We start from the raw sequence: 17787 nt of genomic DNA on the forward strand, positions 1-17787 counted from the left end.
GTCAGGCCACCGGCGCCGCCTCGATCCGTTCGCGCACCACGCAATGCGTTCCGCTGTACACGGTGGGCATGCATTTCATGCAGTGGATGCACAACCCTTCGGTGGCGGAACCCTCTCGAAAACGGTTGACCAGGAAGGGATCTCGTAGCAGCGCGCGGGCCATGGCGACGAACTCGAACCCCTCGGCCAGGGCGCCTTCGACCGTGTCGAGCCGGTTGATGCCGCCGAGAAGGATCAAGGGCATCGACATCGCCGCGCGGAACTGGCGCGCGAGTGCTGAAAAGAACGCCTCTTCGAACGGATAGGCCCGGAACAGCCGCCAGCCCATCACGCGCAGACCCACGCCGACCGGCCGGGGTTGGGAGGCGATGAATTCGTCCATGGGGACATCGCCGCGGAAGTAGTACATCGGGTTGAGTAGCGAGCTGCCGCCGGTCAACTGCAACGCGTCGAGGTGCCCGTCGGACTCCAGCAGCCGCGCCGTGGGGATGCTGTCGTCGAGCCAGAAGCCACCCCGCACCCCGTCGTCCATGTTGAACTTGGCGGTGACGGCAACGGAGTCGCCGACGGTGGCCCGGACCCGTTCGGCGACGCGACGGGCCAGTTCGGCGCGGCGCACGGTGTCGCCGCCGTAGCGGTCGGTGCGCCTGTTCAGATTCGGGCTGAAGAACGAACTGAGCAAATAGCCATGGCCCATGTGGATTTCGAGGGCGTCGAATCCGGCGTCGACCGCGTTTTGGGCCGCTGTCCCGAAGCCGTCGACGACCGCGTCGAGTTGTTCGGCGGTGGCCGCGCGAACCAGTCCCATGGCCGGCGCGCTCACCCGGGTGGACGGCGCCAGGGTCGGCGTCCGGTTCGACAGCGTGTTGGCGACCAGCCCGGCGTGGCCGATCTGGGCGCACACGAGCGCACCCGCGGCATGCACGGCCTCGGTCAGTCGGCGCAGCTGGGGCACGCGGTCGCGGTCCAGCACGACGGTGTCGCGGTGAACGCGGCCGCCCGGGGAGATCGCGCAGTAGGCCACGGTCGTCATCGCGGCCCCGCCGCGCGCGACCTCGGTGTGGAAGTCGATCAGCGCGTCGCTGACCGTGCCGCGCGGCATCACGCCCTCGAACGTCGCCGCCTTGATGAAGCGGTTCTTCAGGGTGAGGGGACCCAGCCGCAGCGGGCTGAATGCCAGTTTCGATACCATTGGCGCCGAAATATAGCACGACGGGCTGATCACAGATCGGAGAACCACGCATGCTCGTAGCCGTGACGGGCGGAACCGGATATCTCGGCGCGCATACGGTGCGCGCATTGATCCAGGCCGGTCACGAGGTGAAGCTGTTGGCCGCCCCCACCGACCCCACCGCCGTCCTCGACCGGCTACGAACGCTCGGTCCCGTGACGGTATTGACCGGTGACGTGAGGTCCGCCGCGACCGTCGAGGAACTCCTCGCCGGAGCCGACGCCCTATTGCACGCCGCCGGCGTCGTGGGCACCGACGAACGCCGCGCGCAGTTGATGTGGGACGTCAATGCCTATGCGACGGAGGCGATCCTGACCCGCGCGGTCGCCCTCGCGCTCGACCCGGTGGTGTTGGTCAGCAGCTACAGCGCGCTGTTCCCGCCGCCCGACGGCGTCATTTCGCCCGACTCGCCCACGGCGCGCGGCCGCAGCGCGTACGCGAAGACCAAGGGGTATGCCGACCGGGTCGCGCGGCGGTTCCAGGAGACCGGCGCGCCCGTGGTGGTGACGTACCCCTCGAGCGTCGTGGGACCGGCCTTCGGCACCGCCCCCGGCGTCACCGAACAAGGGTGGGCGCCGATCGTGCGGTGGGCGGTGGCACCGAAGGTGCGCGGCGGCATGCAGATGGTCGACGTCCGTGACGTCGCCGACGTGCATGCGCGGATCATGCGGGCCGGCCGCGGCCCGCGCCGCTATGTGTGCGGTGGGCAGCTGCTCACCTTCGACGAGATGATCGACGCGCTCGAAGAGGGGCTGGGCCGGCGGGTGCGGCGCGTGCGGCTATCGCCGGGCGCGTTGCGCGGTATCGGCCGCCTGGCCGACGTCGCCGGCCGATACATCGCGCTCGGCGACGGCCTCAGTTACGAAGCGGCGCTGCTGCTGACCGCCGCCACCCCCACCGACGACAGCAAGACCCTGGGCGACCTCGGAATCGCGTGGCGATCCCCGAAAGCCGCGATCGTCGAGTCACTGCGGGTGGGACGTGGCGACGGCCGTGATCAACAGCTGCGCGATCCGGTTTCGTAGGGTCTCGGAGTCGTCCTCGACGGCGACCGTCGTGACGAACAGCGCGGCCCCTGCCGCCATCGCCAGGGTTGCCCGGGCGTCGACGTCGGCTCGGCGGCGCTTGGCGGGCGTCGTCGCCTGCACGTCGTCGGCGAAAAGCTGCACGGCCGGCCCGCTGAACCTTGCCCACAGGTCCCGGCGTAAGTCGTCGTTTTCGCCGAGGGCCAGCAGCAGACCCGGGACCGCGGCCCGCACGTCGGGCCTGGCGAACAGCTCGTGACTTCCGCGCACCACCCAGTCGATCCAGCCGGTCAGATCGGTACCGGAAAACGGTGCCAGATCAGGGGTTTCACCGAGGATGGCGTGCAGCACCAGTTCCGCCTTGGACGACCAGCGACGGTTCAGGCTGGATCGCCCGACGCCGGTCCGCGCCGCGACGAGGCGCATGCTCAACCCGTCCCACCCGACCTCGACCAGCAGGTCACGGGTCACCGACAGCACGCGCTCGTCGATCGAGGTGTCACGCGGCCGCCCGGAGGCCCTGGCGCTGCGGTCGTGGTCGGTCATGACGGCTCAGGGTGCGTCGAGCACCCCGCGCAGCAGGTCGATCAGCGCGAGGGGTTGGTCGCTCTGCACGGAGTGCCCCGAGTTCTCGACCACGTGGGCGGCGCGGAAATGCCTTGCGCGACGGGCGAGTTCGGCCGCGTCGTCGTCGCTGACGAAGCCCGAACTGCCACCGCACACGAGCGTCACGGGTGCGGACAACGCGTCGACGTCGTCCCACAGGCCGGAGCAGTCGGGGAAGGTGCGGATGGCGTCGTAGCGCCACGTCCAGCTACCGTTGTCGAGCTTGCGGGAGTTGTGGAACACCCCGCGGCGCAGCGCCTTCACCTCGCGGTGCGGCGCGGCGGCGATCGTCAGGTCCAGCATGGCCTGGAAGCTGGGGAACTCCCGTTCGCCGTGCATCAGCGCGACCGTGCCCTGCTGCTCCTTGGTCATCTCGGAATGGCGTTGCAGCGCCGAGGGGGTGACGTCGATCAGCACGAGTTCCTTGACCAGCTCGGGTGCCACCGCGCCCAGCCGGATCGCGGTCAGCCCGCCGAGCGACATGCCCACGACGAGGTCGGCCGACGGTGCGTGCTGGCGCAGGAGCGGCAGCAAGGTGTCGGCGTTGAGCCGCGGCGAATAGTCGCCGTCCTCGCGCCAGGCGGAGTGGCCGTGGCCGGGAAGGTCGACCGCCAGCGCGGGCTCACCGAGGCCGACGATGACCGTGTCCCAGGTGTGCGCGTTCTGTCCGCCGCCGTGGATGAACACGATGCGCGGCGGAGCGCCGCCCCAGCGCAGCGAGCTGATCTTGCCCTCACCGGTGCCCGATTCGACGCGCTCGACGTCGGGCAGCGGGCCGGACACCCCGGCCTGCTCGGCGTTTTCATGCAACAGCGCGAATTCAGGTAGCTGCGCCAGTTCGTCCTCAGATACGTCGGTCACGATCATTGACCCTAGACCGCTCTAGAGGACATAGCGGCGGCGAATGCCGCGGAAGCGTTCCCACATCGCGGCGGCGCGTTCTTCGGCGCTCACCATGGCGGTTCCTTCGGGGAGCGCGCCGCGCAGCGCGTCATACTTGACCACCCGGGTGTCCAGCGCGGCGGGTTCGCCCTCGAGCATGTGCCGATAGGTCAGGTTGCCGCGTTCGAAGCCCTGGGTGTCCAGCCAGTTGTGCACGCCGGGATCACGGTGAGCCATCACCAGCCGGATGCGTCCGTCGCGGTCGATCTTGGTGCGGCTCGGCGTGTAGCTCACCGGGCGGTACAGGTAGTCCATGCTGTTGAAGAAGACGCCCATGTTGGTGAACATCCACAACCCGTCGTGAGCGTCGAATTCGACGATCAGCGCCTCGTCGGCGGCCAGCTCCCAATACATGTTGGTGGCGGCTCGGCCGCGCTTGGTGTCGGCGTCGGTCGCCCCGGCGCCGGGAAACCTGTTCGGGTGGTCGGCGTCGACGCCGCCGTATTGGAATGGGAACTCGGGCCAATCCGACATCAGGCCGGTGACGAAATCGCCGGCCCACCGCATCGCCTCGACCATGTCGGCGGGCGTGGGCAGCGGTTTGGGGCCGGCCATGTCGACACGCTCGATGCGTAGCTGCGCGGGGAGCTCGTCCCAGCGGTCAAACCCTTGGCGGATGAACAGCTTTCGTGAGTCGGGTGTGGTGGGCAGCCAGTTCGGCCCGCGCTCCGGACCGCCGATGTAGAGCTCGAACGCCCCGTCTGCGCCGGTGCGGAGCTGATGGCCGAGCAGGTTGGCTTCCGGTGTGTCACCGAAGGGTTCGTGCAGCACGCCGGGTCCGGGGGTGCGTCGGCCCTGCACGGTGACGTTGAAGAATCGCGCGGTGCCGCGGGTGCCGGTGAGCCGGTAGGTCGAGTGCCCGTCGATCCAGGCCTGTTGATAGGTGAAGTCGGCGCAGTCACCGCCCAGCTTGCGGGTGGGGCCGCTGAAGGTGTGCAGCGCGGGGTATCCGGTGTCGCGAGTTTCGAGGGCCAGGTCGAAGGCCTGGCCAAGGTTTTGGGTGAGGAACCGGTAGGCGTCGACGCGATGACTGCCCGACGTGGGGTTGGGGTCCTTGAAGACGCGCTCGCCAGCACGCCGCAGCCGCTCACAGAATTCGGTCCACGCCGCCTGCAGGGCCGCGTCGTCCGGACCGTCACCGAAGGCCATGCTCACGCCCCCAGCCTGGCCAGCATCGCGCCGACGACATCGCATGCGCGCCGGGACGATTCGAGCCTGCCCTCGCGGTCGATGCGCGGCCCGATGAGCTCCAGGTCGAAGCCGTGCTTGTAACCGCCGGCGAGCACCCGGGCCACGAACGTTTCGATGGGGATGGCGCCGTCGCCGGGGACCGCCCGGTTCGGCAGCGCCCGGTCGCCGAGCACGTAGTCGCTCAGCTGGATGAGCGCCGTGCGCGGTAGCGCCCGCTGCACCTGGGCATCGAAATCGCCTTCGGCCCAGCAGTGAAACACGTCGATGCACACCTGTAAATCGCACATCTCCGCCAGGGCGACGGTGTCCCGCAGGGTGTGGGCGAGGTGGATGTCGGCGTACAGGCTGGACGCGTTCTCGATCGCCAGCGCCACTCCGGCGGCCTTCGCGCGCGCGGCGCACGGCGCGACCATCTCGCAGAAGCGCTCGGCGCCCTGGTTCCAGGTCAGCTCGCCGCGTCCGCCGGTGAGCATGTAGACCGTGTGCGCGCCCACCTCGGCCGCCGCGTCGATGACGGCGGACAGCGCATCCCGGGCGGCGCGGGCGTCGGAGGTCAAGCAGCCCTCGGCGAAGAGGTGGTACACCGCCTCCACGGTATAGTCGTTGTGCCGCACCGGGTTTGACAACTCCGGGTCGAGCAGCTGGCCGTCCAGGATGCTCAACCGGGATACGCCGAGCGCCGCCCAGTGCGCGTGCAGCTCGGCCAGCGAAGCGCCGTAGAAGGTGACGTTGTGGACGGACAGACGGTGGTGTGCGCCCGTCATGTCAGCCCCGGTTTTCGATCGCGACGCCGAACCGGTCGCGGAAGGGCTTGAATTCGGCGTGCAGGGCGTCGAGGTCTTCTCCGATGTCGGTGAGCAGTTGCGTGGAGTAGTGGAACTTGCCGTAGCGGTCGCCGCGATTGTCGGCCAGGTACGCGCGCATCGCCGCCTCCGCCTCGGCGGTCAGTTCGCGACCGCAGAACGTGTAGTAACGCCGCACGGCGCCAACGTGATCGGCGATGAAGTCGGCGTAGCGGAGGTGCAGGATGCGGGGATCATCGACCAGCGGGTTGCTCATGGTGTTGGCGACGCCGGCCCGCGTCAACTCCAGATGCATCTTGGCCAAGGCGTGCAGGTCGACGGTGCCGACCATGCCTTCGGCGATGTCGGCCATCATCATGGTGCGTGAGGCGGCGACCTGCACGGGGTCGCGGTGCAACCAGACCATCCGCGCGTCGGGATAGGTGTCGAACAGCTCCTTGAGCCGGAATCCGTGAAAGCCCTTCAGCACCCAATACTTTCGCGGCCTACGGTATTGCAGCTGTTGCAGCATGGCCTTGTGTAGCCGGTACTGTGCGGCCGAGTCGGTGGCCAGGCCGCCGACCAGTGACTGCATGGGCACCCGCCACCACGCGGTGGGTGTCATGACGCGGAAGTCGAATGCCCAGGTGCGTTCGTCCTCGGGCAGGCCGTCGCCCAGCATGTCGTTGTAGGGATGGCTGCGCAGCCATTTGGGCATCTTCGCGTTGATCTCGCGCCAGTCGGCGTCGGCGCGTGCCCGGCGCTCGTCGCTGGGTCCCGCAAGTCCCGGCGGCGGGGACGGATACATCACCTCCCAGAACCGTAGCGCCCGAGCGTCCGGGTCGACCGACATCAGGGCGTGCATCAGCGTTGTCCCCGAGCGGGGTTCGCCCGTGACGAACATCGGCGAATCGATCACTTCCTCGGCGATCGGGTATCGGTTGCGGTCTTCGATGAGTTCGAGCCGCGAGGTCAGCAGCCATCGACATACCTGCGCGGCTTCGAATCTGCCGTCGGCGTCCAGGCCGAGGCCGTTGAGATGGTCGACGGCGACGGCGAAGCGCTCCGGCAATGTCGGGTCGCCGTAGTCGTGCAGTCCGGTTTCGGCCTCGGCGGCGGCGAGCAACTCCGTGGCGTCCAAAAGCGTTGTCACGACGGGTCTCCGCAGAGCCGCATGAGTTCGTCCTCGGCGGCACGGACGTTCGCCGCCGAGGTCTGCGCGTAGGCCAATCCGGCCATGGCGCCGTAGTCGAGGATCTTGGGTACGCGCAGGCCGGCGTCCACATAGGTCTTGACGATTGTGGCGACCCCTTTCGGTGTCCCGTGGGGCACGACGGACAGCACCATCTCGGGCCGCACCTTGCCCAGGAACTCGACGATGCGGTCCCGGGTGAGGATCGCGGGGTCGATGTCCTGAAAGCCACGCCAACCGTCGCCCATGGGGTGTTCGAAACCGAAGTCGCGCAACGTCTTCGCGGACACCTGCAGCAGAAACGCCTTGACCAGGGGAGCCTGCAGGATCTCGGCGAGGGCCGCGTCGTCCTCGCCGATCAGGCACACCTGGATGAACGACGGTGTGATCGCCATCGGGTCCCGGCCGGAGCGTTCCGCTGATGTCCTCACCGCGGAGAGCATCTCGGCGTAGTGCTCGGGAGTCCAGGCGCCCGCCGGCCACCACCCGTCGGCGTGCCTGCCGGCGATGTCGAGCATCCGCGGGCCGCTGGCGCCGATCCAGATCTGCGGAGGCCGGCCCTCGTAGGGTTCAGTGTCCAGTCGGGCGTGGTGCAGCGAGTAGAACTGGCCGTCGAAATCGACCGGGCCGTCGCTGCGCCAGAGCAGCCGGATCACCGTCAATGCCTCCTCGAATCGGCTGACCGGACGGGAGAAGTCGAAGCCGTAGGGCAGCGTGTTTTCGCTCTCGCCGCTGCCCAGGCCGAGGATGAAGCGCCCCTTGGCGAGGTGATCGATGGTCAGCGCCGTCTGCGCGAGCATCACGGGATGGCGGCGCACGGTGTCGACCACGGCGCTCACGATCGGCACCCGCTCGGTCAGCACGGCCGCCGCGGCCGCGACCGCGAGCCCGTCGAGGTGACGGTGCGGCGATGGGGACGCGGTGGCCAGGTCGGTGAACTCGGGAGTCCAGATCGAGTCGGGCCAGAAGCTGACCATATGGTCGGGCAGCCAAATCGAGTGGTAGCGGCCGCTGTCGAGTTCGCCGAGCCGCGACAGGTCGAGGGGCAGCGTTGTGCGGAGGAACGCCGCGGGTTGAACGGTCATCGAGAGATGATGCTAAGCACCCGCACAGCGTTGTGTCGATGAATCGGCTATTGCGCCCTCAACCCCGGCCGAGGTACGCCCTCAACCCCGGCCGAAGTGCGCCCTCAACCCCCGCCGAGGTACGCCCTCACCCCCGGCCGAACGTCGAGTTGTTGGGCGCCTGCACGGCGTGTCGCCGCAACAACTCGACGTTCGCGGAGCAAGAAAGGAGCGTTAGCCCGAAATGAACTCTTCGAGCTGGGTGCGCGCGATGTCGTCGGGCAGCTGCTGCGGCGGGCTCTTCATCAGGTAGGCCGACGCCGGGATCACCGGGCCGCCGATGCCGCGGTCCTTGGCGATCTTGGCGGCGCGCACCGCGTCGATGATGACGCCGGCGGAGTTCGGCGAGTCCCAGACCTCGAGCTTGTACTCCAGGTTCAGCGGCACGTCACCGAAGGCCCGGCCCTCGAGCCGGACGTAGGCCCACTTGCGGTCGTCGAGCCAGCCGACGTGATCGGACGGGCCGATGTGCACGTCTTTGGTCTTGAACTCGCGCTGCAGGTTGGAGGTCACGGCCTGCGTCTTGGAGATCTTCTTGGACTCCAGCCGCTCGCGCTCGAGCATGTTGAGGAAGTCCATGTTGCCGCCGACGTTGAGCTGCATGGTGCGGTCCAGCTGCACGCCGCGGTCCTCGAACAGCTTGGCCATCACGCGGTGGGTGATGGTCGCGCCGACCTGGCTCTTGATGTCGTCGCCCACGATCGGCACACCGGCGTCGGCGAACTTCTTGGCCCACACCGGGTCCGAGGCGATGAACACCGGCAGCGCGTTGACGAACGCCACGCCGGCGTCGATGGCGCACTGGGCGTAGAACTTGTCGGCCTCCTCCGAGCCCACCGGCAGGTAGGACACCAGCACGTCGACGTTGGCCTCGCGCAGCGCTTTGACCACGTCGACGGGGTCGGCGTCGGACACCTCGATGGTGTCGGCGTAGTACTTGCCGATGCCGTCCAGCGTCGGGCCGCGCTGCACCGTCACGTTGGTGGGGGGCACGTCGGCGATCTTGATGGTGTTGTTCTCCGAGGCGAAGATGGCCTCGGACAGGTCGAACCCGACCTTCTTGGCGTCCACGTCGAACGCGGCGACGAACTTCACGTCGCGCACGTGGTACTGGCCGAACTTCACGTGCATCAAGCCGGGCACGGTGCTGTTCTCGTCGGCGTCGTAGTAGTACTGCACGCCCTGAACCAGCGAAGACGCGCAGTTACCGACGCCGACAATGGCGACTCGTACCTCCGTCGACGCAAGCGGCGCGTTCTGCTCACTCATATGGGCGTTCTCCTAACCTCTGACCTCTGACTGGGATGCTGGGTTCGTGCGGGGGATTATGTTTGCTCGGAGAGGCCGGGCATAGCCCGCTCCGCAGCAATGAGCTCGTTGAGCCACTTGACTTCGCGCTCACTGGACTCGAGCCCCAATTGATGAAGCTGGCGGGTGTAGCGGTCGAACGAGCTACTGGCCCGCGCCACGGCTTCACGCAGGCCCTCCCGCCGTTCCTCGACCTGACGGCGGCGGCCTTCCAGAATGCGCATCCGCGCCTCTGCCGGAGTCCGGTTGAAGAAGGCCAGGTGTACCCCGAAGCCGTCGTCGGTGTAGTTGTGCGGACCGGTGTCGGCCACCAGCTCACCGAAACGCCGACGGCCCTCGTCGGTCAACTGGTAAACGCGCCGGGCCCGCCGGACAGGCGTCCCGGCCGGCGCGGCGTCCTCGGCGATCAACCCTTCGCCCTGCATGCGACGCAGGGCCGGGTAGAGCGAACCGTACGAAAACGCCCGGAACGCGCCGAGTAAACCGGTCAGCCGTTTGCGCAACTCGTAGCCGTGCATGGGCGACTCGATGAGGAGACCCAGGATGGCAAGCTCCAGCACGATTCACCCCCTCACAAGACGGTTTGCATGGCTAGTTACGACGGTCCGACGCCTCGCGCAATCGTATCGTCCCGATATATTAGCCACAACACCACTCGGTGTTGGTTTGCAATTCGTCACAGCCCACGAGGGGGTCGAGTTACGCCGGGGGACAGGCGTTACGTGGGCAAACTCATCTGTTTGACGGTGCCGTCACCGCCGAATGCGATGTAGCCGCCGCCGTAGTCACTGGAGACATAGAGCGACAGCGTCAGCGCCCCGGGTGTGGTCGGGTCTTTTGCCGGCTCGACGATCAGGTACGTCGATTTCACGTCGGACGGCTTCATGCGCAGGGTCTGCGGGGCGCCGCGCATGATGCCCACCGCCGCGTTGACGTCGAATTTGCTCAGGTCGACCGGCGCCGGACCGTCCGAGGAACTCTTGGCCGAGCTGGTCGGATCGCCCCATCCGCCCCGGTAGGTGTAGGCGAGGATCCGCCGGTCGTCGGAGGGGTCCGGGCGGTCCAACGCCGCATACGTCGGGTAGATCACCAGCCGGTAGCCCATGGTGTCGCCGAACCGTTTGCGCATCTGCTCGAGCAATCCCGTGAGCCCGCCGACCGAGTGCAGTTGCGTCGGCGGCGTCAGGACCACGGCGGCGACGCCGTCGGGCTTCGCTCCCGGGTCCGTGGTGAAGTCCAGCGGCGAGCGGGTGTTGCCGTAGAGGCCCCATCCGATGCCCATGCCCAGCAGGACCGAGACGACGAAGGCGGCGGCCGGTGTGGCCCACCCGCCCAGCCGCGATCGCCGGGGCCGCGAGTCGAGGGCGGGCAGTTCCCGCCCGGTGTTGGATTGCAGATCGCGCACCAGAGCCTGCAGGTCGCCCAGCGTCACCGCCTTGGTGGCCGCGCTGACCCTTTCCCGATGCTCCTCGGCGGAGACCTCGCCGTCGCTCAGCGCGTTGTCGAGGATCGTGCAGGTGTCCTGACGGTCGCTGTCCCTGGCGCGGGTGGACGCCGTCAACCCGCCGGCCAGCGGTGTCCCGAGCCATTTCGCCACGGGATGATCGTAGAAGTCCGGCTCGGGTTGGGCGCAGAAATCGACACCGAGCACCGCGGCAGGCCCGCCACAGTTTTGGTTGCGTATCACTGGTCGGGATGGCGTCGTACTCTGGTGGGCGTGCGACTGCAGCGACAAGTGGTGGATTACGCGCTTCGGCGGCGCTCACTGCTGGCCCAGGTGTATTCGGGCCGGACGGGCGTGTCCGAGGTGTGTGACGCGAACCCGTATCTGCTGCGCGCCGCCAAGTTTCACGGGAAACCGAGCCAGGTCATGTGCCCGATCTGCCGCAAGGAGCAGCTGACCCTGGTCTCGTGGGTGTTCGGCGAACACCTGGGCCCGGTCTCGGGCTCGGCGCGGACCGCCGAGGAGTTGGTGATGCTGGCCACCCGCTTCGAGGAGTTCGCGGTCCACGTGGTGGAGGTGTGCCGCACGTGCAGCTGGAACCACCTCGTCAAGTCATACGTGCTCGGCGCGGCGCGCCCGGCATCTCCTCCCAGGGGCAGCGGGCGCTCGCGGGCGGCGCGCAACGGCGCCCGCACGGCCACTGAATGAGCTCGAATGACGAAGGACGGCACAGCCAGTCGTCCGGTGACGAACGTGGGCCAGGGGCCGAGCGGGTGGGCAACCGCGACAACGACGACCGTCCGCAGGATCCCGGACAGCGCAATGCGCCGCGACCGTCCAACCGCCGCCGGCAGGGGCCGCCCGACGATCGCCTGACCACGATCCTGCCGGCGGTCAGAGACGACCGGGCGCCGCGGCGCTCCGACCCGATCGACGAAGTCAAAGCCGCCTTGGCCGGCCCGCCGTCGGCGCCCTTGCGCCGTGACGCGATCGACGAGGTCAAGGCCGCCTTGGACAGCCGCGGGCCGGCGTCGGGCCGGCAGCAGCGCGCCGGCTCCGGAGGTCGCCCACCCGGCGGACCTCCTCCGCCGCCGCGGCCTGGGCGGCCCGGCGGATCCGACGGGCCGGGCAGGCGGGCGGCCGGGCCGTGGCGCGACTGGGCCTGGACCCAGCAGATCAACTGGCTGTGGGTGCGCCGCGCCGCCTACCTGTGTGCGGCCGTGCTGGTGCTGTTACCGATCGTCACCTTCGCGATGGCGTACTTCATCGTCGACATTCCCAAGCCGGGGGACCTTCGCACCAACCAGGTGTCGACCATCCTGGCCAGCGACGGCTCGGAGATCGCCAAAATCATTCCGCCGGAAGGTAATCGGGTCGACGTCAACCTCAACCAAGTGCCCGTGCACGTCCGCCAGGCGGTGATCGCCGCCGAAGACCGCAACTTTTATTCCAACCCCGGCTTCGACTTCAGCGGCTTCGCACGGGCGGTGAACAACAACCTCTTCGGCAGCGGGGACCTGCAGGGTGGATCGACGATCACCCAGCAATACGTGAAGAACGCCCTCGTCGGGTCGGCGCAGCACGGCATCAGCGGCCTGATGCGCAAGGCCAAGGAGTTGGTCATCGCCACCAAGATGTCGGGGGAGTGGTCGAAAGACGAAGTGCTGCAGTCCTATCTGAACATCATCTACTTCGGGCGCGGCGCGTACGGCATCTCCGCGGCATCGAAGGCCTACTTCGACAAGCCGGTCGAGCAGCTCACCGTATCGGAGGGGGCACTGCTGGCGGCCCTCATTCGGCGGCCCTCCACCCTGGACCCGGCCGTCGACCCCAAGGGCGCCCTGGCGCGGTGGAACTGGGTGCTCGACGGCATGGTGGAGACCAAGGCGCTGTCGTCGAACGACCGTGCCGCGCAGGTGTTCCCGCAGACCGTGCCGCCCGATCAGGCGCGCGCACAGAACCAGACGACCGGGCCCAACGGGCTCATCGAGCGCCAGGTGACCCGAGAACTGATGGATCTGTTCAACATCGACGAACGGACGCTGAACACCCAGGGGCTTCAGGTCACCACCACCATCGACCCCAAGGCCCAGCAGGCCGCCGAGAAGGCCGTGTCGAAATACCTCGACGGCCAAGACCCCGACATGCGCACGGCGGTGGTGTCGGTCGATCCGCACGACGGCTCGATCCGCGCCTACTACGGCGGCAGCGACGCCAACGGCTTCGACTTCGCTCAGGCCGGATTGCAGACTGGGTCCTCGTTCAAGGTGTTCTGCCTGATCGCCGCGCTCGAGCAGGGGATCGGCCTGGGTTATCAGGTGGACAGTTCGCCGTTGACCGTCGACGGCATCAAGATCACGAACGTCGAGGGCGAAAGCTGCGGGACGTGCAACATCGCCCAGGCGCTCAAGCAATCGTTGAACACCTCGTATTACCGGCTGATGCTCAAGCTCAAGGGCGGACCGCAGGCCGTGGCCGACGCCGCGCACCGGGCCGGCGTCGCGACCAGCTTCCCCGGCGTCCCCCACACCCTGTCCGAGGACGGCAAGGGCGGACCACCGAACAACGGAATCGTGCTGGGCCAGTATCAAACCCGGGTGATCGACATGGCCTCGGCGTATGCCACGCTAGCCGCCTCCGGCGTCTATCATCGGCCGCATTTCGTGCAGAAGGTGGTCAATTCCGACGGCCAGGTGCTGTTCGATGCGAGCAAGTCCGAGGACAACGGCGAGCAGCGCATCCCCAAGGCCGTCGCCGACAACGTCACCGCCGCCATGGCACCGATCGCCAGCTACTCGCGCGGCCACGCGCTGGCCGGCGGCAGGCCATCGGCGGCCAAGACCGGCACCACGCAGCTGGGTGACACCAACTCGGACAAGGACGCCTGGATGGTCGGCTACACGCCGTCGCTGTCGACGGCCGTGTGGCTGGGCACCGCCAAAGGTGACGAACCGCTCGTAACGGCTTCGGGCGCACCGGTTTACGGCTCGGGGCTGCCATCCGATATCTGGAAGGCCACCATGGACGGCGCGCTCAAGGGCACGTCCAATGAATCCTTCCCCAAGCCGACCGAGATCGGCGGCTACGCGGGCGTGCCGGCGCCGCCGCCCCCGCCGAAGCCGCCGGCCGAAACCGTCATTCAGCCGACCATCGAAGTGGCGCCGGGCATCACCATCCCGGTCGGACCGCCCACGACGATCACGCTCGCGCCACCGCCGCCCGGCGGCGGCCCGCCGGGTGCTCCGGAGCCGGGCGGCGGTGTCCCGCCGGGTGGGCCCCAAGCGCCGCCCCCGCCGCCGTGACCGGGGACGCGGAACACGGCGCCACCATTTCACCGCGGCCGTTGGCCGCGGACCTGCGCAGCGCCGACAACCGAGACTGCCCGAGCCGCACCGACTTTCTGGGCGCCGCGCTCGCCGATGTCGTCGGGGGTCCCGTCGGCCGCCACGCGCTGATCGGCCGCGCTCGGTTGATGACGCCGCTGCGGGTGATGTTCCTGATCGGGCTGGTCTTCTTGGCGCTCGGCTGGTCGACCAAGGCGGCCTGCCTGCAAAGCACCGGCACCGGCACCGGCGATCAGCGCGTGGCCAATTGGGACAACCAGCGCGCCTACTACGAGCTGTGCTATTCCGACACGGTGCCGCTCTACGGCGCGGAGCTGTTGAGCCAGGGCAAATTTCCGTACAAGTCGAGCTGGATCGAGACCGACTCCACCGGCGCCCAGCAGATCCGCTACGACGGCAGGCCCGCGGTGCGGTACATGGAGTATCCCGTGCTGACGGGGATGTACCAGTACGTGTCGATGGCGCTGGCCAAGACCTACACGGCGCTGAGCAAGCTGGCCCCGCTTCCGGTGGTCGCCGAGGTCGTGATGTTCTTCAACGTCTCGGCGTTCGGACTCGCGCTGGCCTGGCTGGCCACCGTCTGGGCGTCCGCGGGCCTGGCCGGGCGGCGGGTCTGGGATGCGGCCCTGGTGGCGGCGTCGCCGGTGCTGATCTTTCAGATCTTCACGAACTTCGACGCGCTGGCAACGGGTTTCGCGATGGCCGGATTGCTGGCCTGGGCGCGGCGCAGGCCGATGCTGGCCGGTGTGCTGATCGGGTTGGGGGCGGCGGCAAAGCTGTACCCGTTGCTGTTCTTGGGTCCCATGCTGCTGCTGGGAATCCGGACCGGGCGGCTGCGGGCGTGGGGCCGCACCGCGGCGGCGGCCGTGGTGACCTGGCTGCTGGTGAACCTGCCCGTGCTGGTGTTCTTTCCGCGCGGATGGTCGGAGTTCTTCCGGCTCAATACGCGACGCGGCGACGACATGGACTCGTTGTACAACGTCGTGAAGTCGTTCACCGGCTGGCGGGGTTTCGATCCCAAGCTGGGTTTCTGGCAACCGCCGACGGTGTTGAACACGGTCGTCGCTGTGCTGTTCGTGACGTGTTGTGCGGCAATCGCATTCATCATCCTGACCGCTCCGCGGCGACCGCGCGTGGCGCAGGTCGTGTTCTTGGTGGTGGCGGCTTTCCTGCTGACCAACAAGGTGTGGAGTCCGCAGTTCTCGCTGTGGCTGGTGCCCCTGGCGGTGCTGGCTCTGCCGCATCGCCGGGTGCTCTTGGCGTGGATGACCATCGACGCGCTGGTGTGGGTGCCGCGGATGTATTACCTGTACGGCAATCCCAATCGTTCGCTGCCCGAGCAGTTCTTCACCACCACGGTGCTGTTGCGTGACGTCGCCGTCATCGCGTTGTGCGCGCTGGTGATCCGCCAGATCTACCGGCCCGACGAGGATTTGGTGCGCTGGGGCGGACGGGTGGACGACCCGGCGGGCGGGCCGTTCGACCGCGCACCCGACGCCCCGCCGGGCTGGCTTCCGGACTGGCTGCGGCCGGTGGGCTCACGCCGCGCGAGCGCCCCCGTGCCCGAGGACGCCGACGAACAACCGGCACTGGCGCCATGACATGACCCAGGTCGCCATCCCGATCTTTCCGCGCTTCACCGCTCTGGACGCGGTGGGGCCCTACGAGGTGCTGCAACGCATTCCGTCGATCGAGGTCGCATTCGTCGGGCACCGCCGCGGTGAGGTGCGGACCGACAACGGAATGCTCGGCGTCACCTGCGACGCCACTTTCGATGAGGTGAGCGCCCCGGAGGTGGTGGTGTTTCCCGGCGGCATCGGTACCCGCCAACTGATCCACGACGAGGCCATCCGGGACTGGCTGCGGGCGGTGCATCCGAACACCAGGTTCACCACCTCGGTCTGCACCGGCTCATTGCTGTTGGCTGCGGCCGGACTGCTCGAGGGGTTGACCGCCACCACCCACTGGGGCGCCGCCGACCTGCTCAACAATTTGGGCGCGCGCTACGTGCCCGAGCGGGTCGTCGAGCACCTGCCGCAGCGGATCATCACCGCGGCCGGGGTGTCCAGCGGCATCGACATGGCGTTGCGGCTGGTGGAGTTGCTCGTCGACCGCCAGGGGGCGCAGGCCGCCCAGCTGCTCATCGAATACGACCCGCAGCCGCCCTTCGATTCCGGTGCGCTCGCCAAGGCCGATCCGGCGACGCTGGCCAGGGTCAAGGAATACATGGCCGCCCGGCGGTAGCGGGGTTGTCCCGTCGCGCGGATTTTCTGGTCAGCCCGGTATCCGGTAGCCTGGGGCGGTTGCCGACGCAGGCGACCCTCCTGCCACGGATCGACCGTGGCCGCTTGAGACCAGAGGAGGTGGTGAGGTTTCCATGCGTCCATACGAAATCATGGTCATTCTTGACCCCACGCTCGACGAGCGCACCGTTGCCCCGTCCTTGGAGACGTTCCTGAACGTCGTCCGCAAGGATGGCGGATCCGTCGACAAGGTCGACATCTGGGGCCGGCGCCGGCTGGCCTACGAGATCGCCAAGCACGCCGAAGGCATCTACGTTGTCGTCGACCTGAAAGCCGAGCCCGCGACGGTGTCCGAGCTCGACCGCCAGCTCAGCCTCAACGAGTCGGTATTGCGCACCAAGGTGATGCGCACCGACAAGCACTAACAATCGTGGCCGCGCCGTGGACCCACGGCGGGGTGCACCTGCGTAGGCTCAGCGAGGACACGCTCATGACATCCACTACCGGAGCGGCGAGCAACAGCGTGGAACGAGGAGGAAACTGTGGCTGGTGACACCACTATCACCGTCGTCGGAAACCTGACCGCAGACCCTGAACTGCGGTTCACTCCGTCGGGTGCCGCCGTCGCGAATTTCACGGTGGCGTCGACGCCTCGGATCTATGACCGCCAGAGCGGGGAGTGGAAGGACGGCGAGGCGCTGTTCCTGCGATGCAACATCTGGCGGGAAGCCGCAGAGAACGTCGCCGAAAGCCTCACCCGCGGCTCCCGTGTGATCGTCACGGGCCGGCTCAAGCAGCGTTCGTTCGAGACCCGCGAAGGTGAGAAGCGCACCGTCGTCGAGGTCGAGGTCGACGAGATCGGCCCCTCGCTGCGCTATGCCACGGCCAAGGTCAACAAGGCCTCGCGCAGTGGCGGTGGCGGCGGCGGCTTCGGCGGTGGTGGCGGCGGCGGATCCCGCCAGCAGGCGGCGCCCGCGACCAGCGCACCGGCCGACGACCCGTGGGGCAGCGCGCCGGCATCGGGCTCGTTCGGCGGCGGCGACGACGAACCGCCCTTCTAAGAACTTCAGCAGTAGAAAAGGGAAAGAAAGACAGACATGGCCAAGTCCAACAAGCGGCGCCCGGCTCCGGAAAAGCCGGTCAAGGCGCGGAAGTGTGTCTTCTGCGCCAAGAAGGATCAAGCGATCGACTACAAGGACACCGCGCTGCTGCGCACCTACATCAGTGAGCGCGGCAAGATCCGTGCGCGTCGCGTCACCGGCAACTGTGTGCAGCACCAACGCGACATCGCCATCGCGGTGAAGAATGCCCGCGAAGTGGCGCTGCTGCCCTTCACCTCCTCGGCGCGGTAGGCG

General features: G+C 68.1%; 18 protein-coding genes. 8 read left to right on the forward strand and 10 right to left on the reverse strand.

The window, feature by feature from the left end:
- Position 1: 1 nt before the first annotated feature.
- The gene (locus W7U_RS21700) at positions 2-1192 is read right to left on the reverse strand and encodes an NADH:flavin oxidoreductase (RefSeq protein WP_008262643.1); all 1191 of its coding nucleotides are present in this window, start codon (positions 1190-1192) and stop codon (positions 2-4) included.
- Between the two features lie 50 nt (positions 1193-1242).
- Here W7U_RS21700 and W7U_RS21705 point away from each other — a divergent pair, with 50 nt between their 5' ends.
- A complete protein-coding gene (locus W7U_RS21705) occupies positions 1243-2256 on the forward strand; it encodes an NAD-dependent epimerase/dehydratase family protein (protein WP_008262645.1) in 1014 nt (337 codons plus the stop codon).
- Here the strand turns inward: W7U_RS21705 and W7U_RS21710 are convergent.
- From W7U_RS21710 to W7U_RS21750, 9 genes are all read right to left on the reverse strand, one after another.
- Positions 2197-2802: a helix-turn-helix domain-containing protein gene (locus tag W7U_RS21710; RefSeq protein WP_008262648.1), complete on the reverse strand. Its 606-nt coding sequence runs from the start codon at positions 2800-2802 to the stop codon at positions 2197-2199. The genes W7U_RS21705 and W7U_RS21710 overlap by 60 nt on opposite strands.
- A gap of 6 nt (positions 2803-2808) precedes the next feature.
- Complete coding sequence (locus W7U_RS21715) at positions 2809-3729, reverse strand: alpha/beta hydrolase (RefSeq protein WP_081614510.1); 921 nt, start codon at positions 3727-3729, stop codon at positions 2809-2811.
- Between the two features lie 15 nt (positions 3730-3744).
- A complete protein-coding gene (locus tag W7U_RS21720; protein ID WP_008262652.1) occupies positions 3745-4953 on the reverse strand; it encodes a DUF1214 domain-containing protein in 1209 nt (402 codons plus the stop codon).
- 2 nt (positions 4954-4955) lie between these two features.
- Positions 4956-5759 carry a TIM barrel protein gene (locus W7U_RS21725; RefSeq protein WP_008262655.1) on the reverse strand — a complete coding sequence of 268 codons (804 nt, stop codon included), beginning with the start codon at positions 5757-5759 and terminating at the stop codon, positions 4956-4958.
- 1 nt (position 5760) lies between these two features.
- Positions 5761-6930 carry a sulfotransferase gene (locus W7U_RS21730; protein WP_008262657.1) on the reverse strand — a complete coding sequence of 390 codons (1170 nt, stop codon included), beginning with the start codon at positions 6928-6930 and terminating at the stop codon, positions 5761-5763.
- Positions 6927-8054: an LLM class flavin-dependent oxidoreductase gene (locus W7U_RS21735; RefSeq protein WP_008262659.1), complete on the reverse strand. Its 1128-nt coding sequence runs from the start codon at positions 8052-8054 to the stop codon at positions 6927-6929. The genes W7U_RS21730 and W7U_RS21735 overlap by 4 nt, the downstream gene beginning before the upstream one ends.
- A gap of 213 nt (positions 8055-8267) precedes the next feature.
- Positions 8268-9362 carry an inositol-3-phosphate synthase gene (locus W7U_RS21740; protein ID WP_008262662.1) on the reverse strand — a complete coding sequence of 365 codons (1095 nt, stop codon included), beginning with the start codon at positions 9360-9362 and terminating at the stop codon, positions 8268-8270.
- A 56-nt stretch (positions 9363-9418) separates the two neighbouring features.
- Positions 9419-9961, reverse strand: a complete 543-nt coding sequence (locus tag W7U_RS21745) for a PadR family transcriptional regulator (protein WP_008262664.1) — start codon at positions 9959-9961, stop codon at positions 9419-9421.
- Between the two features lie 158 nt (positions 9962-10119).
- On the reverse strand, positions 10120-10998 hold the full coding sequence (locus W7U_RS21750) for a DUF1707 domain-containing protein (RefSeq protein ID WP_008262667.1): 879 nt from the start codon (positions 10996-10998) through the stop codon (positions 10120-10122).
- A 120-nt stretch (positions 10999-11118) separates the two neighbouring features.
- On the opposite strand from W7U_RS21750, the gene W7U_RS21755 reads away from it, so the two are divergent.
- The 7 genes from W7U_RS21755 to rpsR all read left to right on the forward strand — a co-directional run bounded on the left by W7U_RS21755 (position 11119) and on the right by rpsR (position 17784).
- Positions 11119-11553, forward strand: coding sequence for a DUF5318 family protein (locus tag W7U_RS21755; protein ID WP_036389608.1), 435 nt, complete (start codon positions 11119-11121; stop codon positions 11551-11553).
- Positions 11550-14147: a transglycosylase domain-containing protein gene (locus W7U_RS21760; protein ID WP_136244689.1), complete on the forward strand. Its 2598-nt coding sequence runs from the start codon at positions 11550-11552 to the stop codon at positions 14145-14147. The genes W7U_RS21755 and W7U_RS21760 overlap by 4 nt, the downstream gene beginning before the upstream one ends.
- A complete protein-coding gene (locus W7U_RS21765; RefSeq protein ID WP_008262687.1) occupies positions 14144-15790 on the forward strand; it encodes a glycosyltransferase family 87 protein in 1647 nt (548 codons plus the stop codon). Before W7U_RS21760 ends, W7U_RS21765 begins: the two co-directional genes overlap by 4 nt.
- A gap of 1 nt (position 15791) precedes the next feature.
- Positions 15792-16433 carry a DJ-1/PfpI family protein gene (locus W7U_RS21770; RefSeq protein ID WP_008262689.1) on the forward strand — a complete coding sequence of 214 codons (642 nt, stop codon included), beginning with the start codon at positions 15792-15794 and terminating at the stop codon, positions 16431-16433.
- A gap of 133 nt (positions 16434-16566) precedes the next feature.
- Positions 16567-16857 carry a 30S ribosomal protein S6 gene (gene rpsF, locus W7U_RS21775; RefSeq protein ID WP_007771721.1) on the forward strand — a complete coding sequence of 97 codons (291 nt, stop codon included), beginning with the start codon at positions 16567-16569 and terminating at the stop codon, positions 16855-16857.
- Positions 16858-16974: 117 nt separating this feature from the next.
- Complete coding sequence (locus W7U_RS21780; RefSeq protein WP_008262692.1) at positions 16975-17493, forward strand: single-stranded DNA-binding protein; 519 nt, start codon at positions 16975-16977, stop codon at positions 17491-17493.
- Positions 17494-17529: 36 nt separating this feature from the next.
- The gene (gene rpsR, locus W7U_RS21785) at positions 17530-17784 is read left to right on the forward strand and encodes a 30S ribosomal protein S18 (RefSeq protein WP_003874730.1); all 255 of its coding nucleotides are present in this window, start codon (positions 17530-17532) and stop codon (positions 17782-17784) included.
- The last annotated feature ends 3 nt before the right edge of the window (positions 17785-17787 follow it).

Origin of the sequence: Mycobacterium sp. H4Y, assembly GCF_000364405.1 — a bacterium.
Taxonomy (GTDB): Bacteria; Actinomycetota; Actinomycetes; order Mycobacteriales; family Mycobacteriaceae; genus Mycobacterium; species Mycobacterium intracellulare.

Excerpts from the sequence above, each read along its gene's own strand:
- W7U_RS21700 (WP_008262643.1), bottom strand. The coding sequence starts at position 1,192 with ATGGTATCGAAACTGGCATTCAGCCCGCTGCGGCTGGGTCCCCTCACC.
- W7U_RS21705 (WP_008262645.1), top strand. The coding sequence starts at position 1,243 with ATGCTCGTAGCCGTGACGGGCGGAACCGGATATCTCGGCGCGCATACG.
- W7U_RS21710 (WP_008262648.1), bottom strand. The coding sequence starts at position 2,802 with ATGACCGACCACGACCGCAGCGCCAGGGCCTCCGGGCGGCCGCGTGAC.
- W7U_RS21715 (WP_081614510.1), bottom strand. The coding sequence starts at position 3,729 with ATGATCGTGACCGACGTATCTGAGGACGAACTGGCGCAGCTACCTGAA.
- W7U_RS21720 (WP_008262652.1), bottom strand. The coding sequence starts at position 4,953 with ATGGCCTTCGGTGACGGTCCGGACGACGCGGCCCTGCAGGCGGCGTGG.
- W7U_RS21725 (WP_008262655.1), bottom strand. The coding sequence starts at position 5,759 with ATGACGGGCGCACACCACCGTCTGTCCGTCCACAACGTCACCTTCTAC.
- W7U_RS21735 (WP_008262659.1), bottom strand. The coding sequence starts at position 8,054 with ATGACCGTTCAACCCGCGGCGTTCCTCCGCACAACGCTGCCCCTCGAC.
- W7U_RS21740 (WP_008262662.1), bottom strand. The coding sequence starts at position 9,362 with ATGAGTGAGCAGAACGCGCCGCTTGCGTCGACGGAGGTACGAGTCGCC.
- W7U_RS21760 (WP_136244689.1), top strand. The coding sequence starts at position 11,550 with ATGAGCTCGAATGACGAAGGACGGCACAGCCAGTCGTCCGGTGACGAA.
- W7U_RS21770 (WP_008262689.1), top strand. The coding sequence starts at position 15,792 with ATGACCCAGGTCGCCATCCCGATCTTTCCGCGCTTCACCGCTCTGGAC.
- rpsF (WP_007771721.1), top strand. The coding sequence starts at position 16,567 with ATGCGTCCATACGAAATCATGGTCATTCTTGACCCCACGCTCGACGAG.
- rpsR (WP_003874730.1), top strand. The coding sequence starts at position 17,530 with ATGGCCAAGTCCAACAAGCGGCGCCCGGCTCCGGAAAAGCCGGTCAAG.